Below are 15,021 nucleotides of genomic sequence, written 5' to 3'. Positions count from 1 at the left end.
TAGATTCCAGTTAAAAATCGAGCAGCTTTTCTTCGAGTTGTTCTGCGCTGCTTCGCAGTTTATCGAGAAACCGCAGTTTGCGCACCGTATCCGCCGCCGCGTCCCACGCGGCGTTGTCCAACTGTTCCACCATTTGCTGAAGGCGAGCATCAAACATCTTTTGTACGCGTTTGATGAAGCTTTCCAGCCGCACGTCGTCTTTTGATTGTTCGATATCGTCCAGCTCTTCGCGAAGCGTGAGTTGTTCCATCAGAAACGCGGTGTCGCGTACCGTATGTTGCTCGCTGGCCAGATCGAACCCGTGTAAGGAGAGCAGATACTCCGCGCGCGTCAAAGGGTGACGCAGCGTTTGCCAGGCCTGGTTGATCGTGGCGGATTGCTGGACGGCGGCAAGCTGCTGCGCCTGAGTGCCGTTGGCAAATTTGTCAGGGTGATACTGGCGTTGCAGATCCTGAAAACGAAGGCTCAGCGCCTGGGTGTCAATCTGATAACGGGCTGGTAAGCCAAAGAGGGTGAAGTAATCCATAACATTCTCAGGGATAGCCTGTCAGAACAAACCCCACACGCAGGCGACCACGGTGGGGTTATACCTTCTTACTTCGCGCCGCAGATGCGTTGTCTGCGCGGGTTCCCCCAGTCATTTACTCAAGTAAGCGCCTGGAGATTCACTCGCTTGCCGCTTTTCTACAGCACGAATGCTCGGTATAACAGCGGAACACGGTTACACGTGGAAGCTTTCGCCGCAACCACACTCATCTTTCACATTCGGGTTGGAGAATTTAAACCCTTCGTTCAGACCTTCTTTTACGAAGTCCAGCTGTGTACCGTCCAGAAATTGCAGGCTCTTGCCGTCAACCACTACCTTAACGCCTTTGTCTTCAAACACGGTGTCTTCCGCCGTTGGCTCGTCAACAAACTCCAGTACATAAGCCATACCTGAGCAGCCGGAGGTTCTCACGCCCAGACGCAGACCAAACCCTTTACCACGGTTGGCCAGGAAGGTATTAACTCGCGCTGCTGCACTGTCGCTAAGTGTAATCGACATAACAAAACCTCAATGTTAACGTTCTATTTTATTTCGCTTCGCGTTTGCTTTTGTAATCCGCAATAGCGGCTTTAATCGCGTCTTCCGCCAGAATAGAGCAGTGAATTTTCACCGGCGGCAGTTCCAGTTCGTCTGCAATGTCGGTGTTTTTAATCGCCTGCGCTTCGTCCAGGGATTTCCCTTTCACCCACTCCGTTACCAGAGAACTGGAGGCGATAGCGGAACCGCAGCCGTAAGTCTTGAAGCGCGCGTCTTCAATGATACCTTCATCGTTAACTTTAATCTGCAACTTCATGACGTCGCCGCAGGCCGGCGCGCCAACCATGCCGCTTCCCACGTTATCGTCGTTGTTGTCAAACGACCCTACGTTACGCGGGTTCTCATAGTGATCGATTACTTTTTCGCTGTAAGCCATTATAAATTCTCCTGATTCCGATACCGATTAATGATGTGCCCATTCGATGCTGTTCAGATCCACACCCTGCTTGTACATTTCCCACAGTGGAGAAAGGTCACGCAGACGGCCAATGGATTTACGAACCAGATCAATGGTGTAGTCGATCTCTTCTTCAGTGGTAAAACGACCTAAAGAGAAACGGATAGAGCTATGCGCCAGCTCGTCATTCATGCCCAACGCGCGCAGCACGTAAGACGGTTCCAGACTGGCGGAGGTGCAGGCGGAACCGGAAGAGACCGCCAGGTCTTTCAGCGCCATGATCAGCGACTCGCCTTCAACGTAGTTAAAGCTCACGTTGAGAATGTTTGGCGCGCCCTGCTCAAGGTCGCCGTTCAGGTAAACTTCTTCAATATCTTTGATGCCGTTCCACAGACGGTTACGCAGACCGCGCAGACGGGCCATTTCGGTCTCCATCTCTTCTTTCGCGATACGGTAAGCTTCGCCCATGCCGACGATCTGGTGGACAGGCAGAGTACCAGAGCGCATACCGCGTTCGTGCCCGCCGCCATGCATCTGCGCTTCAATGCGAATACGCGGCTTACGACGCACATACAGCGCGCCAATGCCTTTCGGACCATAAATTTTATGACCGGAGAAGGACATCAGATCCACTTTCAGTTGGCTCAGGTCGATAGGCAGTTTGCCCACGCTCTGGGTGGCGTCAACGTGGTAGATGATACCGCGCGCGCGGCACATTTCGCCGATGGTCGCGATATCCTGCACCACGCCGATTTCGTTGTTCACGTGCATGATGGAAACCAGAATGGTGTCGTCACGCATCGCTGCTTCGAGCTCGTTGAGATCGATGATGCCGTTGCGCTGCGGCGCCAGGTAGGTTACTTCAAACCCCTCGCGCTCAAGCTGACGGCAGGTGTCCAGCACCGCTTTGTGCTCGGTCTTGCTGGTGATGATGTGCTTGCCTTTTTTCTGATAAAAGTTGGCAGCGCCTTTAATCGCCAGGTTATCAGACTCCGTCGCCCCTGAGGTAAAGACGATTTCACGCGGGTCGGCGCCGACCAGTTCAGCAATCTGGTTGCGGGCGATATCGACGGCTTCTTCAGCCTGCCAGCCGAAACGGTGTGAACGAGACGCCGGGTTCCCAAAGGTTCCGTCCAGGGTCAGAAACTGCATCATTTTCTCGGCAACACGCGGGTCCACCGGCGTGGTTGCGGAGTAGTCGAGATAAATCGGTAATTTCATTGCTCTTAAACTCCGTACATCACTCAATGCAAGGAATCAGGCAACCGGCTGGATGTACGACCGTGTTGACGGGACGTCCGCGTCCCGGCCTGATTCTGAATTCTTTTTTACGCTTCATCCTTCAGACGACCGCGGCATTCACCGCATGAGGCCGCCAGAAGAGATGGCGTAATATTTTAATTAAGCGCGTAATTTAACGTCGATAGCGTCCTGCGCACGACCACTGGCGCGCGGCGCGTCATGCGTGTGCTGGCGACCAGACACATCCAGAACTTCCTGGTTATTCACCAGCTCGCCTAAGGTAATATTGTTGAGAAAACCGGTCAGGCGATCGCTTAAATCACGCCACAGCGCATGGGTCAGGCATTTATCGCCGCCCTGGCAGCCGCCTTTGCCCTGGCAACGGGTCGCGTCAACGGATTCATCAACCGCGCTGATCACTTCGCCGACCGCAATGCTGCCAGCATCTTTACCCAGCAGATAACCGCCGCCCGGCCCGCGTACGCTGGAAACCAGACCGTTTTTACGTAAACGGGAAAATAGCTGTTCCAGATAAGAAAGGGAAATCCCCTGACGTTCAGAAATATCAGCCAACGGTACCGGGCCCGCTTCGGAGTTGAGCGCAACGTCTAACATTGCGGTCACGGCATAACGCCCTTTAGATGTCAGTCTCATGTCTTACTTAACCTCAAACTCGCCCCTGCCCGGGGTTTTTTATTGTAAAATGGGGGTATTGCATAGCAGGGACAAGTCTGACATTCCCGAGTAATTTGGTCAACTATTTACTTGAGTAAATTAGTCAGGTATTTAGCGTTCCGTGCGATATTGATGCGGTTACTTGCCTTTATTCTGCTGCTCAATAGACGCCAGAATCCCACGCAGAATATTCAACTCCTGGCTTTCCGGTCGGGCGCGGGTAAACAGACGGCGCAATTTATTCATCACCTGCCCCGGATGGTTTTCGCGAATAAAGCCAGTGGAGAGCAACGTCTGCTCCAGATGGCCGTAGAAACGTTCAAGATCGTCCACCAGCGGATACGGCGTCTCTTCATGATCTGCTGCGTCGCCGTTTTCCTGCGTCGCCAGCCAGGCCATGCGGACTTCATACGCGATGACCTGTACCGCCATCGCCAGATTCAACGAGCTGTACTCCGGGTTAGCGGCAATAGCGACGTGATAATGGCATTTTTGCAACTCATCGTTAGTCAGCCCGACACGCTCACGACCAAAAACCAGCGCAACCGGCGTATTTGCCGCTTCCGCCACGCTTTTTAAGCCGCACTCGCGCGGATCAAGCATCGGCCACGGCAAAGTGCGGGAACGGGCGCTGGTGCCGACCACCAGGCTACAGCCAGCCAACGCTTCATCCAGCGTATCGACGATCTGCGCATTACCGATCACATCGCTGGCGCCTGCCGCCAGGGCGATGGCCTGGGAGTCCGGTTTCACCAACGGGTTTACCAGCCACAGGTTAGTTAAGCCCATGGTTTTCATAGCGCGAGCCACGGAGCCCATATTGCCGGTGTGGGAGGTTTCCACCAGCACAATTCGAATGTTTTGCAGCATTGTCTTTCTTCAGCTAAAGATTATTCTGACATCTTACCATAAAACCAAGACAGATTCCGATCTCGCTGCTATACTCTGCGCCGTTTTCCCGTTCTTTAACATCCAGTGAGAGAGACCGATGCATCCGATGCTGACCATCGCCGTGCGCGCAGCGCGCAAGGCGGGTAATGTAATTGCCAAAAACTATGAAACTCCGGACGCTGTAGAAGCGAGCCAAAAAGGCAGTAACGATTTTGTGACCAATGTAGATAAGGCCGCTGAAGCGGTGATTATCGACACCATTCGCAAATCTTACCCGCAACACACTATTATCACCGAAGAAAGCGGTGAGCACGTTGGCACAGATCAGGATGTTCAATGGGTTATCGATCCGCTGGATGGCACCACCAACTTCATCAAACGTCTGCCACACTTCTCTGTTTCCATTGCTGTACGCATTAAAGGCCGTACTGAAGTGGCTGTCGTTTACGATCCGATGCGTAACGAACTGTTCACCGCCACCCGCGGTCAGGGCGCACAGCTGAACGGCTACCGTCTGCGCGGCAGTACCGCGCGCGATCTGGACGGCACTATCCTCGCTACTGGCTTCCCGTTCAAAGCCAAACAATACGCGACCACCTACATTAATATTATCGGCAAGCTGTTCAGCGAATGCGCCGATTTCCGCCGCACCGGTTCCGCCGCGCTGGATCTGGCCTATGTGGCTGCAGGTCGTGTCGATGGTTTCTTTGAAATTGGCCTTCGTCCGTGGGATTTCGCCGCGGGCGAACTGCTGGTTCGTGAAGCGGGCGGTATCGTCAGCGATTTCACCGGAGGTCATAACTACATGATGACCGGTAATATCGTGGCGGGGAATCCGCGCGTCGTTAAAGCCATGCTGGCGAATATGCGCGACGAACTGAGCGATGCGCTGAAGCGCTAAGTCTCTTCGGCGGATGGGGCCACTCATCCGCCGTGCCTTTTCAGGCGTTTTTCCTAAACACAGCCTCATCGCTTTACTTGCCTGCATGTTTTTGTACGATCGCTCCCTGTTCCGCTATTGGCATAAAGCGGCAAGGAAGCGAACATGACCCTTCAACATACCCGACGCATCGTCAAATCCCTTTTTATTCAGTTTATCATTGTGGTCTGTATTTATCTGCTACCCCGCGTAGCGATCAATGCCTTTTATTACCCGGACAATAAAGTCTATGGGCCAACCCCTGCCGAAGATGAATCCATTACCTTTACCGCCAAAGATGGCACGCATCTGCACGGCTGGTTTATTCCCACTGCTTTCGGCAGGCCGGAAAACGCCGTCGCGACGGTGATTCATGTCCATGGCAACGCCGGAAATATGTCGGCGCACTGGCCGTTAGTCAGTTGGCTGCCAGAACGCAACGTAAACCTGTTTATGTTTGATTACCGTGGTTTTGGCGAATCGGAGGGTACCCCATCACAAGAGGGGCTACTGGACGATACGAAAAGCGCGATAGATTATGTGCGGCATCGCGCCGACGTTAACCCCGAGCGCCTGGTACTGCTGGGGCAGAGCCTGGGCGGCAATAATGTACTGGCCGCCGTAGGCCACTGCGTAGGCTGCGCAAATATGCGCTACGCCGACCAGGCGGGCATACGTGCGATTATCCTTGACTCAACGTTTTTATCCTATTCCTCCATCGCCAACCAGATGATCCCGGGCAGCGGCTATTTGCTTGATGACCGCTATAGCGCGGATCGCAATATTGCCAGCGTCAGCCCCATTCCGGTATTGATTCTTCATGGCACGGCAGACCATGTTATTCCCTGGCAGGACAGTGAGAAATTGTATGCCCTCGCCCGGGAGCCCAAACAAAAAATCTTCATTCCTGACGGCGATCACATTGATGCTTTTTCCGGACGTTATGCAAACCTTTACCGTGATGCAATGATTAAATTTATTCAGACAGCGCTATCCGCTAAATAGCGCGACGCTGTATATATGCATATTTTATGATTAAGAATATATTTATTATACCGATAGTAAAAACCATTTTTTCCCGTTAGCGAAGGCGATGGATTAGCGCTAGCGTAACAGTAATATTCAACTGATTTTTATAACAATTTATTTTCATTTGTTTTTCCTGAATATTACTGTGGAGTATGTGATGGCTATCAAAATTACGCCTGACGAGTTTAGTTTGCTTATCCAGCGATTAAACAAAAAATGGCGCGTGTTTGCCCCGTCCGCAGAGTTTCGCGGCGGACGTTTTTCCGACACTGACAACATTATTTATCAACGGATTAGCGGCTGGCGCGATCTCATCTGGCACGAGAAATCGCACATGTCGCCGAATACCATTATCGCCCCTATCACCGAAACGCTCTTTTATTTCGATAAAGACACCATTCAAATTGCCGAGACAGACATTTCCCCGATAATCATCTTTGCCCGCGCCTGCGACATTAACGCCATGTCGCGGCTGGATTATATGTATTTATCAAATGGGAATAATTCCGATTACAGTTATCAACTGCTACGGGAGCATATTCGTTTCGTCCTTATTGAGTGTGAAGAAAGCTTCGAAAATTGTTTCTGCGTCTCAATGGGTACCAATAAAACTGACTGTTATAGCGCCGCCATGCGTTTTAGCGATGAGGGCGCGCTTGTCAGCATCCGCGATCCCTTTATCGAGGCGGCGATACAAGGGCTGGGGCAGGAGGCTGACTATACCCCCCTCTTTCGTCAGCGAAAACCGGGAAACCGTCGTCACGCCGGACAGCGTTTGCCGCGATCCGCAAAAAATTCGCGACATTCTCACCCGCCACCCGCTATGGGACGCCTACGACAGCCGCTGCATCAGTTGTGGCCGCTGCACTACCGGGTGCCCAACCTGTACCTGCTATAGCGTCTTTGACGTCGCCTATGATGAAAATCCGCAGCGCGGCGAACGCCGTCGCCAGTGGGCAAGCTGCATGGTGCCGGGCTTTAGCGACATGGCCGGCGGTCATGGTTTTCGCGAAAAACCCGGCGAGCGTCTGCGCTACCGCGCCCTGCATAAGGTCAATGACTACAAAGCGCGCAACGGCATTGAACATATGTGCGTCGGCTGCGGCCGCTGCGACGATCGCTGCCCGCAATACATCAAATTTTCTTTGATTATCAATAAAATGACCGCTGCCGTTCGGCAGGCGCTGGCAGAGGAGGCATAACGCATGTCACATTGTTCCTGTCATGATAAACCGCAGCACAGTTTGCTGCCTGCGGCGTACCGCATCCTCAGTATTACTCGCCACACGCCGCTGGAGTGGAATTTCCGCGTGGCCGTCGATTTTCCCGCGCACTGGGGGAAATTTGTTGAGGTGTCGCTGCCGCGCGTCGGCGAAGCGCCCATCTCCGTTTCCGACTACGGCGACGGCTGGATAGATCTGCTGATTCGTAATGTCGGAAAAGTGACCAGCGCCCTCTTTACGCTGAAAGAAGGCGACAACGTGTGGCTACGCGGCTTCTATGGCAATGGCTATCCGGTCGATACGCTGCGCCATAAGCCCTTACTGGTTGTCGCAGGCGGTACGGGCGTCGCGCCGGTGAAAGGCTTAATGCGCTATTTCGTTGAGAATCCCCAGGAAATTGGTCAACTGGATATGATTCTCGGCTATAAAAATCGCGATTGCGTGCTGTACAAAGAAGAAATGGCGACGTGGCGCGGCAAACATAATCTGGTACTCACGCTGGATGAAGGCGAGGCTGATGACCGTTACCAGATTGGCCGGGTGACCGATCGGCTTGCCGACATGACGCTTAGCGATATCGACACTATGCAGGCCATCGTCGTTGGGCCGCCAATAATGATTACCTTTACCGTAAAAATGCTGCTGCAAAAAAGGGCTCAAGCCGGAGCAAATCTGGGTGGACTACGAACGCCGGATGGCCTGCTCCGTCGGGAAGTGCGGCCACTGCCGTATGGGCGAAGTGTATGTCTGCACCGACGGTCCGATATTTAACTACGCCGTCGCGCAACGTTTTGCCGATTAAGGAGAACATCATGAGCATTGATATTGATATCATTAAAGCCCGTGCGAAAAACGAATATCGCCTGTCAAAAGTGCGCGGCGAAGCCATGATCAGCGTCCGCATTCCCGGCGGTATTTTGCCCGCGCATTTGCTAACGGTGGCGCGTGACATCGCCGAAACCTGGGGCAACGGACAAATTCACCTCACTACCCGCCAGAAGCTGGCGATGCCGGGTATCCGTTACGAAGATATCGACAACGTGAACGCTGCGCTGGAGCCGTTTCTTCGCGAGATTGAAATAGAACTGTGCGACGTCCAGGTTGAGGATACCAAAGCGGGCTATCTCGCTATTGGCGGGCGAAATATTGCCGCCTGTCAGGGGAACCGCATTTGCCAGAAAGCCAACACTGACACGACCGGTCTGTCCCGTCGTCTTGAAAAACTGGTCTATCCCAGCCCTTATCATCTCAAAACGGTCATCGTTGGCTGCCCGAATGATTGCGCGAAGGCGTCAATGGCCGATCTGGGAATTATTGGCGTGGCGAAAATGCGCTTCACTGCCGATCGCTGTATCGGCTGCGGCGCCTGCGTGAAGGCCTGTAGTCACCACGCGGTAGGCTGCCTGGCGCTGAAGAACGGCAAAGCGGTCAAAGAAGAGTCCGCCTGTATCGGCTGCGGCGAGTGCGTGCTGGCCTGTCCGACGCTGGCCTGGCAACGTAAGCCGGATCAGCTCTGGCAAGTCCGTCTGGGCGGACGCACCAGTAAAAAGACGCCGCGCGTCGGCAAGCTCTTCCTCAACTGGGTGACTGAAGATGTGATAAAGCAGGTGATCGTTAACCTGTATGAATTTGAAAAAGAGATGCTCGGCGGAAAACCGATCTATCTACATATGGGCCATCTGATCGACAAAGGCGGCTATCTGCGTTTTAAAGAACGGGTACTGCGCGGCGTTCAGCTCAATCCGGAAGCGATGGTCGCCGAACGCATTTACTGGGCCGAAGACGAATCCGTCGCGCGGATGCATCTCAAACCCGCCGGACACTAATCAACCACGCCATGGCCGCAGCCCGCCCACAGGCTGCGGCACGCTAAACCACATGACCAGCGCCGCAACAAGCAGTATGCCCCCTCCGGCCAGCGCCAGCGTTGACCAGCCTACCTGCCGCCATAACGCCGGCGCTTTGTTTCCACTGAGTTTCACCGCCAGATCACGAAAAGTGTGTACCAGCAGCGCCAGCGAGGTAATCGTTAGCGAGGTTCCCGCCGCCATCGCCAGTACCGACGCCATTCCCCAGCTAAAAACGCCAATCACTTTACTGAATAACAGCACCATTATCGCGCCGGAACAGGGCCGCATCCCCATAGACAGTACGATCATGAGTCGCGCGCGCCAGTCATCGCCGCTATGCAATTGTTCCTGCGTCGGTAAATGCTGATGTCCGCAGCCGCATTTTTCATGGTGAACATGGCGCGGCGTAAAAGCGATAAAGACAGGTTTACGTAGCAGCGCGCGTAACCTTTTTATGGCCCGCCAGCACAGCAAAATGCCCAGCCCGCCAACTAACGCATAGCTCCCCTTTTCCAGCCAGAAGCCGCTCAGATGGAGCTGCCTGGACGGAAGTTGCAATACGGTCAGCACGCCCACCACCAACCCGATAGCCACGAGCCCCTGTAATAACGCGGCGGCGAGGGTTAACACGATACTCGATTTCAACTTCGAAGGATGCGTCGCCAGCCATGTCGCGATCACCACTTTGCCGTGTCCCGGCCCCAGCGCATGAAGCACGCCATACATAAAACTCAGCAGAAGCAACGATCCGCCCGCCCGCTCAGGATGCGTCGCCACCGCATTAAGCAGCGCGCTCAACTGCTGATTTACGTCCCGCTGCCAAAGAGCGCTTTTCAACATCACCTGCGGCCAGGCCTGCCATATCCACAGACCGCCAACCAGCATCAGCAGCAGGAATAACGCCAATGGCCACAGCGAGAGCCAGCGTCGCCCTGGAGTGCGTTGAGAAAAAATTACTGACATTGCAAGGTCACCGTTTGGGCAAACTGTTTACCTAAATCCATATCCTCCGGCGGCGCGTCCTCTTTATCCAGCGACTGGGCGAAACGTAGCGTCTCTTCGCCGGGCGCAGGAGTATAAACCTGAATCCGACACTTTTCGCGCAGCGGTTCCGGCATCGTGATATCGCTGTCCTGGTCATAATGCATATCGACATAATAAGAGGGATCAAACGTTGAAAAGGTATAAGTCTGTCCGCTTAACGGCTGCGGTTCAGCCAGCGGTAGCGTAAAGGTCAATACCGCCTGATGCGCGTCACGCGTCATACCGTATTCTGTCGGCCTGTTTTTAAACTTCACTTTCGCGCCATTGCGCCACACTTCTGTAAAGTAGTGCTGCCCAAGTACGTTAGCCATCACTTCCGCCGCCAACTTTTTCCATATTTCTGACCCCGGTGCCGCGTTTCCGGCGTCATACAGCAGATCTGCGGACGTCAGCGCGTCCATTGTCCAGCGCATTTTTAACGCCACAAATTGCTCATTTTCACTGACCACCTGCGTTTGCAGACGGATGAAGCTGTGCGGATGCGCCGCCGCCACGAAAGATAAAACGGCAAGAAATAGTGTTAAGGCGCTGCGTTTCACTGGCTTCATCTGTTCCTCGCGATAAAAATTCTGTGACACTCCTCAGCATTCCTGGCCTAAAAGCACGCTTATCACATTTTTCACACGCAAACTTTAGCTATCCTTACCAGACAAACTAACGGGAGACCTGACAGATGATGCCGACAATTGCCCCACCATCTGTACTTTCCGCTCCCCAGCGCCGCTGTCAGGTATTGCTGACGCTTTTCCAGCCGGAGCCAATTGCCACGGTGGAAATCTTCAGCGCGCTTAATGGCGTTGATGATGATACTGCCCGTGAGGATATCACTGAGACAAGCCTGGAGATCCAGCGCTATCATCGCCTTGCCATCACAACATGCCAGAACGGTTGCTATCGGATCGAAGGTACAGCACTCGATCAGCGCCTTTGCCTTTTACACTGGCTCAGGCGCGGCCTGCGTTTATGCCCGACCTTCGTCACGCAACAGTTTACCCCGGCCTTAAAAAACGCGCTAAAGCAGCGCGGTATCGCGCGTCCGCTGTATGACGATATTAATCTGCACGCGCTCATCAATCTGTGCGCCCGCCGGTTGCAAAAACCATTTGAACATCGCGACGTGCAGTTCCTGCGTCTCTTTTTACAGTATTGTCTGCTACAACACCATGCCGGCATCACCCCGGAATTCAACCCTGTGCAGCAGATTTGGGCGCAGTCGTGCGCGGAATATCCACTCGCCCAGGAAATTGGTCGTCACTGGCAGCGCTACGTGATGCAGGCCGCACCGCTCAATGAAGCGCTGTTTATGGCGTTACTGTTTTCAATGATTCGCCTCCCCGACCCGATTCGCGACACGCATCAACGGGCGCAGCAACTGCGACTGGAGGTGGCGCGGCTGGTGCTGCGCTTTCGAGAAAAAGGGAACGTACGCTTCAGCGACGAACAAGGGCTTAACGATCAGCTGTATGTCCATCTCGCCCAGGCGCTGAACCGAAGTTTATTCACGATTGGCATCGATAATACGCTTCCGGAAGAGTTCAACCGTCTTTATCCGCGTCTGGTTCGCACCACACGTGAGGCGCTCGCCGGGTTTGAAGCCGAATATGGTATCCACTTTTCCGAGGAAGAGACGGGGCTGGTGGCAGTGATTTTCGGCGCCTGGCTAATGCAGGATAACGATTTGCATGAGAGACAGATCGTATTGTTAGCGGATAAAAATGATGCGCTGGAGACGCATATTGAGCAGCAACTGCGTGAACTGACCCTGTTGCCGCTGAATATCAGACGGCTATCGCTCCAGGCATTTCAAAAAGAGGGATGCCCGCGCGGCGTAGCGCTGATTGTTACCCCTTACGCCACGCCGCTACCGCTCTTCTCACCGCCATTAATTCATGCGGATCGCACCCTCACAGAGCACCAACAGCAGCAGATCCGCAAGATCCTGGAATCATGACGCGGCAACCACTTTGGGCCGAAGGAAGATAGCGGGCAATGCCACCAGCGCCATAATCCAGAACACGCCGCCGCCCAGATGTTGATACAGAAAACCGGCAAATACCGTCATAATCGCGATGCTGCCGCCCATCGCCACAGCGGAATAGACGGCCTGCAAACGAATCACCTCGCTTCCCTGACGCGCAGCGATATAGCGCATGGCGGCCAGATGGCAAACGGTAAACGTGCCACAGTGCAGGATTTGTATCACAATCAGCCACGGCAACGCCGTACTCCAGCCCATCAGTCCCCAGCGTACCACGCCGCACACAGCGGAAAGCAACAGCAAGTCGCGGGCGCTAAACCGGCGAAATAGCTTTTTACTCAGGGCGAAAATGATCACTTCCGCCACCACGCCCAACGACCATAAATAGCCGACCGCCGATGCTGAATAGCCAGCCCCCTGCCAGTAGATGGCGCTAAAACCGTAGTAGGCGGCGTGCGCCCCTTGCAGCAAACAGACGCAGGCGAGAAAACGCCAACTTTGTGCCACCAGCGTACGCCAGGCGGGCCAGCCTGCGCTCTCCTGCTGACGGCTTTCCCCTTGCGGCGGCACGCTGGGACGTAACAACATACCCAGCAACATCGAGGCGACGCCGAGCGTCAGTAGCGCCAGAATCGCCTGGTAATCGTATAAACTCACCAGCTTACCGGTCAGCGCCGACCCTATCACGAAGGCGATGGACCCCCACAGCCGCACCCGACCATAGTCCAGGGTAATTTGCTTTTGCCAGGTATTGGCCAGCGCATCGGTCAGCGGCACCAGTGGTGAAAAGAAGAGGTTAAACCCAACCATCACCACCATTAGCCACGCGACATGCGTTCCTGCCCAAAATGCCAGCGCAAATACCAGCGTCAGCAATGCCAGTACGCGCAGCGCGGAGATCAACCGCGAAGGATCGCTTACGCGAGGCGCAATGAGCAGACTACCGAGAAAACGCGCGACCAGACCCACGCCCAGCAGAAGACCGATGGTTTCCGGCGTTAGCCCAAGACCTTTGAGCCAGACGCTCCAGAAGGGCAGAAAAATACCGTAACTAAAGAAGTAGGTGAAATAACTGAGCGCCAGCCAGCGCGTGGAATGCAATGCCATGACTCCCTCCCGTTTGGAGGCGATAGTCTGGCGGTAAACGGTTGCGCTGGCAAGGGTAACATAAGGTTAACAGGCGGAGGGAGAAGTTCAAACGGCAACGCCGCCGGATAATGACTTCCGGCGGCGTCACGTTATGGCGCATAAGTAATGCCCGACAGACGCAGCGCCATCGGGCCATTCTCACAACACAAGCGCTTACGCGTAAACCGGGAAGCGGGCGCAGATATCCAGCACTTTCGCTTTCACGCGTTCAATGGTGGCTTCATCATTGATGTTGTCCAGCACGTCACACATCCAGCCAGCCAGCTCTTTCACTTCCGCTTCTTTGAAGCCGCGACGAGTGACCGCCGGAGAACCGATACGGATACCGGAAGTCACGAACGGGCTCTTAGGATCGTTCGGCACGCTGTTTTTGTTCACGGTGATGTTAGCGCGGCCCAGCGCGGCGTCAGCTTCTTTACCGGTCAGGTTTTTATCCACCAGGTCCAGCAGGAACAGGTGGTTCTCAGTGCCGCCAGACACCACTTTGTAGCCGCGGTTCAGGAACACTTCCACCATCGCTTTGGCGTTTTTCGCCACCTGCTGCTGGTAAACTTTGAACTCCGGCTCCATCGCTTCTTTCAGTGCCACCGCTTTACCCGCGATCACGTGCATCAGCGGGCCGCCCTGCGCGCTTGGGAAGACAGCGGAGTTCAGTTTTTTGTACAGCTCTTCATCGCCGCCTTTCGCCAGGATCAGGCCGCCGCGCGGACCCGCCAAGGTTTTGTGGGTGGTGGTGGTGACAACGTGAGCGTGCGGAACCGGGTTCGGGTAAACGCCTGCGGCAATCAGGCCCGCCACGTGCGCCATGTCGACAAACAGGTATGCGCCGATGCTGTCAGCGATTTCACGCATTTTTGCCCAGTCAACCACGCCGGAGTAGGCAGAGAAGCCACCGATAATCATCTTCGGCTTGTGCTCTTTGGCCAGCTTCGCCATCTCGTCATAGTCAATTTTACCGGACTCATCGATACCGTAAGGTACGATGTTGTACAGTTTACCGGAGAAGTTAACCGGGGAGCCGTGAGTCAGGTGGCCGCCCTGCGCCAGGTTCATACCCAGAACGGTATCGCCCGGCTGCAGCAGCGCGGTGTAAACAGCGAAGTTAGCCTGAGAACCGGAGTGCGGCTGCACGTTAGCGTAGTCGGCGCCGAACAGTTCTTTCGCGCGGTCGATAGCCAGCTGCTCTACGACATCAACGTATTCGCAACCGCCGTAGTAGCGCTTGCCCGGATATCCTTCAGCGTATTTGTTGGTCAGCTGAGACCCCTGCGCCTGCATCACGCGCGGGCTGGTGTAGTTTTCGGAGGCGATCAGTTCGATGTGCTCTTCCTGACGTACTTTTTCCTGCTCCATAGCCTGCCACAATTCGGCATCATAATCGGCAATGTTCATTTCACGCTTTAACATCCGCATCTCCTGACTCAGCTAACAATAAAATTTGTGCCTGAAAAGGCAGTCCGTGGGACTTCGGCCAACAGTATAACCGAATCATTCTTCGATAACAGGTCTTGACAAAGGTTTTTACGCAAACGATTACCTA

General features: G+C 54.3%; 14 protein-coding genes and 2 pseudogenes. 6 read left to right on the top strand and 10 right to left on the bottom strand.

All coding sequences use genetic code 11. The annotated features are described in order from the left end of the window. Nucleotides 1–10 precede the first annotated feature (10 nt). The 6 genes from hscB to trmJ all read right to left on the bottom strand — a co-directional run bounded on the left by hscB (nt 11) and on the right by trmJ (nt 4,268). On the bottom strand, nt 11–526 hold the full coding sequence (gene hscB, locus ACQ29O_RS05765; protein WP_000384398.1) for a co-chaperone HscB: 516 nt from the start codon (nt 524–526) through the stop codon (nt 11–13). A 195-nt stretch (nt 527–721) separates the two neighbouring features. After that, the gene (iscA, locus tag ACQ29O_RS05760; RefSeq protein ID WP_000028952.1) at nt 722–1,045 is read right to left on the bottom strand and encodes an iron-sulfur cluster assembly protein IscA; all 324 of its coding nucleotides are present in this window, start codon (nt 1,043–1,045) and stop codon (nt 722–724) included. A 28-nt stretch (nt 1,046–1,073) separates the two neighbouring features. Then, complete coding sequence (gene iscU, locus ACQ29O_RS05755) at nt 1,074–1,460, bottom strand: Fe-S cluster assembly scaffold IscU (RefSeq protein ID WP_000331704.1); 387 nt, start codon at nt 1,458–1,460, stop codon at nt 1,074–1,076. A gap of 27 nt (nt 1,461–1,487) precedes the next feature. After that, on the bottom strand, nt 1,488–2,702 hold the full coding sequence (gene iscS / locus ACQ29O_RS05750; RefSeq protein WP_000775263.1) for a cysteine desulfurase: 1,215 nt from the start codon (nt 2,700–2,702) through the stop codon (nt 1,488–1,490). A 180-nt stretch (nt 2,703–2,882) separates the two neighbouring features. Continuing rightward, nucleotides 2,883–3,377 (bottom strand): Fe-S cluster assembly transcriptional regulator IscR, encoded by a 495-nt coding sequence (gene iscR / locus ACQ29O_RS05745; protein ID WP_001241346.1) that lies wholly within the window; start codon nt 3,375–3,377, stop codon nt 2,883–2,885. A 159-nt stretch (nt 3,378–3,536) separates the two neighbouring features. Continuing rightward, on the bottom strand, nt 3,537–4,268 hold the full coding sequence (trmJ, locus tag ACQ29O_RS05740; RefSeq protein ID WP_000940032.1) for a tRNA (cytosine(32)/uridine(32)-2'-O)-methyltransferase TrmJ: 732 nt from the start codon (nt 4,266–4,268) through the stop codon (nt 3,537–3,539). Between the two features lie 118 nt (nt 4,269–4,386). Here trmJ and suhB point away from each other — a divergent pair, with 118 nt between their 5' ends. The 5 genes and pseudogenes from suhB (at nt 4,387) to asrC (ending at nt 9,286) form a co-directional block, all read left to right on the top strand. After that, nucleotides 4,387–5,190 (top strand): inositol-1-monophosphatase, encoded by an 804-nt coding sequence (gene suhB, locus ACQ29O_RS05735; protein WP_000553472.1) that lies wholly within the window; start codon nt 4,387–4,389, stop codon nt 5,188–5,190. Between the two features lie 144 nt (nt 5,191–5,334). Next, nucleotides 5,335–6,213: an alpha/beta hydrolase gene (locus ACQ29O_RS05730; protein WP_000174956.1), complete on the top strand. Its 879-nt coding sequence runs from the start codon at nt 5,335–5,337 to the stop codon at nt 6,211–6,213. 181 nt (nt 6,214–6,394) lie between these two features. After that, nucleotides 6,395–7,439 (top strand): annotated as a pseudogene (gene asrA / locus ACQ29O_RS05725) (anaerobic sulfite reductase subunit AsrA). A gap of 3 nt (nt 7,440–7,442) precedes the next feature. Beyond that, nucleotides 7,443–8,262 (top strand): annotated as a pseudogene (asrB, locus tag ACQ29O_RS05720) (anaerobic sulfite reductase subunit AsrB). Nucleotides 8,263–8,272: 10 nt separating this feature from the next. Next, a complete protein-coding gene (asrC, locus tag ACQ29O_RS05715) occupies nt 8,273–9,286 on the top strand; it encodes a sulfite reductase subunit C (protein ID WP_000020681.1) in 1,014 nt (337 codons plus the stop codon). Here asrC and ACQ29O_RS05710 read toward each other — a convergent pair whose 3' ends face one another. Next, nucleotides 9,287–10,273: a nickel/cobalt transporter gene (locus ACQ29O_RS05710; RefSeq protein ID WP_000111022.1), complete on the bottom strand. Its 987-nt coding sequence runs from the start codon at nt 10,271–10,273 to the stop codon at nt 9,287–9,289. It lies immediately after the preceding gene. Further along, nucleotides 10,264–10,902 (bottom strand): DUF1007 family protein, encoded by a 639-nt coding sequence (locus ACQ29O_RS05705; RefSeq protein ID WP_000805728.1) that lies wholly within the window; start codon nt 10,900–10,902, stop codon nt 10,264–10,266. The genes ACQ29O_RS05710 and ACQ29O_RS05705 overlap by 10 nt, the downstream gene beginning before the upstream one ends. Before the next feature lie 125 nt (nt 10,903–11,027). Here ACQ29O_RS05705 and csiE point away from each other — a divergent pair, with 125 nt between their 5' ends. Further along, nucleotides 11,028–12,305 carry a stationary phase inducible protein CsiE gene (gene csiE / locus ACQ29O_RS05700; RefSeq protein WP_020936844.1) on the top strand — a complete coding sequence of 426 codons (1,278 nt, stop codon included), beginning with the start codon at nt 11,028–11,030 and terminating at the stop codon, nt 12,303–12,305. On the opposite strand, the gene ACQ29O_RS05695 is transcribed toward csiE, so the two are convergent. Continuing rightward, nucleotides 12,300–13,439: a 3-phenylpropionate MFS transporter gene (locus ACQ29O_RS05695; protein WP_001173729.1), complete on the bottom strand. Its 1,140-nt coding sequence runs from the start codon at nt 13,437–13,439 to the stop codon at nt 12,300–12,302. The genes csiE and ACQ29O_RS05695 overlap by 6 nt on opposite strands. A 195-nt stretch (nt 13,440–13,634) precedes the next feature. Next, nucleotides 13,635–14,888 (bottom strand): serine hydroxymethyltransferase, encoded by a 1,254-nt coding sequence (glyA, locus tag ACQ29O_RS05690; RefSeq protein ID WP_000919178.1) that lies wholly within the window; start codon nt 14,886–14,888, stop codon nt 13,635–13,637. Between the last annotated feature and the right edge of the window lie 133 nt (nt 14,889–15,021).

The sequence above is a fragment of the Salmonella sp. GDC200615 genome (assembly GCF_050574145.1).
Taxonomy (GTDB): domain Bacteria; phylum Pseudomonadota; class Gammaproteobacteria; order Enterobacterales; family Enterobacteriaceae; genus Salmonella; species Salmonella enterica.
The sequence above is the reverse complement of the archived record's forward strand: the minus strand, read 5'-3'. Positions and strand labels throughout refer to the sequence as shown.

Excerpts from the sequence above, each read along its gene's own strand:
- ACQ29O_RS05710 (WP_000111022.1), bottom strand. The coding sequence starts at position 10,273 with ATGTCAGTAATTTTTTCTCAACGCACTCCAGGGCGACGCTGGCTCTCG.
- ACQ29O_RS05730 (WP_000174956.1), top strand. The coding sequence starts at position 5,335 with ATGACCCTTCAACATACCCGACGCATCGTCAAATCCCTTTTTATTCAG.
- glyA (WP_000919178.1), bottom strand. The coding sequence starts at position 14,888 with ATGTTAAAGCGTGAAATGAACATTGCCGATTATGATGCCGAATTGTGG.
- iscR (WP_001241346.1), bottom strand. The coding sequence starts at position 3,377 with ATGAGACTGACATCTAAAGGGCGTTATGCCGTGACCGCAATGTTAGAC.
- suhB (WP_000553472.1), top strand. The coding sequence starts at position 4,387 with ATGCATCCGATGCTGACCATCGCCGTGCGCGCAGCGCGCAAGGCGGGT.
- ACQ29O_RS05695 (WP_001173729.1), bottom strand. The coding sequence starts at position 13,439 with ATGGCATTGCATTCCACGCGCTGGCTGGCGCTCAGTTATTTCACCTAC.
- ACQ29O_RS05705 (WP_000805728.1), bottom strand. The coding sequence starts at position 10,902 with ATGAAGCCAGTGAAACGCAGCGCCTTAACACTATTTCTTGCCGTTTTA.
- iscU (WP_000331704.1), bottom strand. The coding sequence starts at position 1,460 with ATGGCTTACAGCGAAAAAGTAATCGATCACTATGAGAACCCGCGTAAC.
- iscA (WP_000028952.1), bottom strand. The coding sequence starts at position 1,045 with ATGTCGATTACACTTAGCGACAGTGCAGCAGCGCGAGTTAATACCTTC.
- csiE (WP_020936844.1), top strand. The coding sequence starts at position 11,028 with ATGATGCCGACAATTGCCCCACCATCTGTACTTTCCGCTCCCCAGCGC.
- asrC (WP_000020681.1), top strand. The coding sequence starts at position 8,273 with ATGAGCATTGATATTGATATCATTAAAGCCCGTGCGAAAAACGAATAT.
- hscB (WP_000384398.1), bottom strand. The coding sequence starts at position 526 with ATGGATTACTTCACCCTCTTTGGCTTACCAGCCCGTTATCAGATTGAC.
- iscS (WP_000775263.1), bottom strand. The coding sequence starts at position 2,702 with ATGAAATTACCGATTTATCTCGACTACTCCGCAACCACGCCGGTGGAC.
- trmJ (WP_000940032.1), bottom strand. The coding sequence starts at position 4,268 with ATGCTGCAAAACATTCGAATTGTGCTGGTGGAAACCTCCCACACCGGC.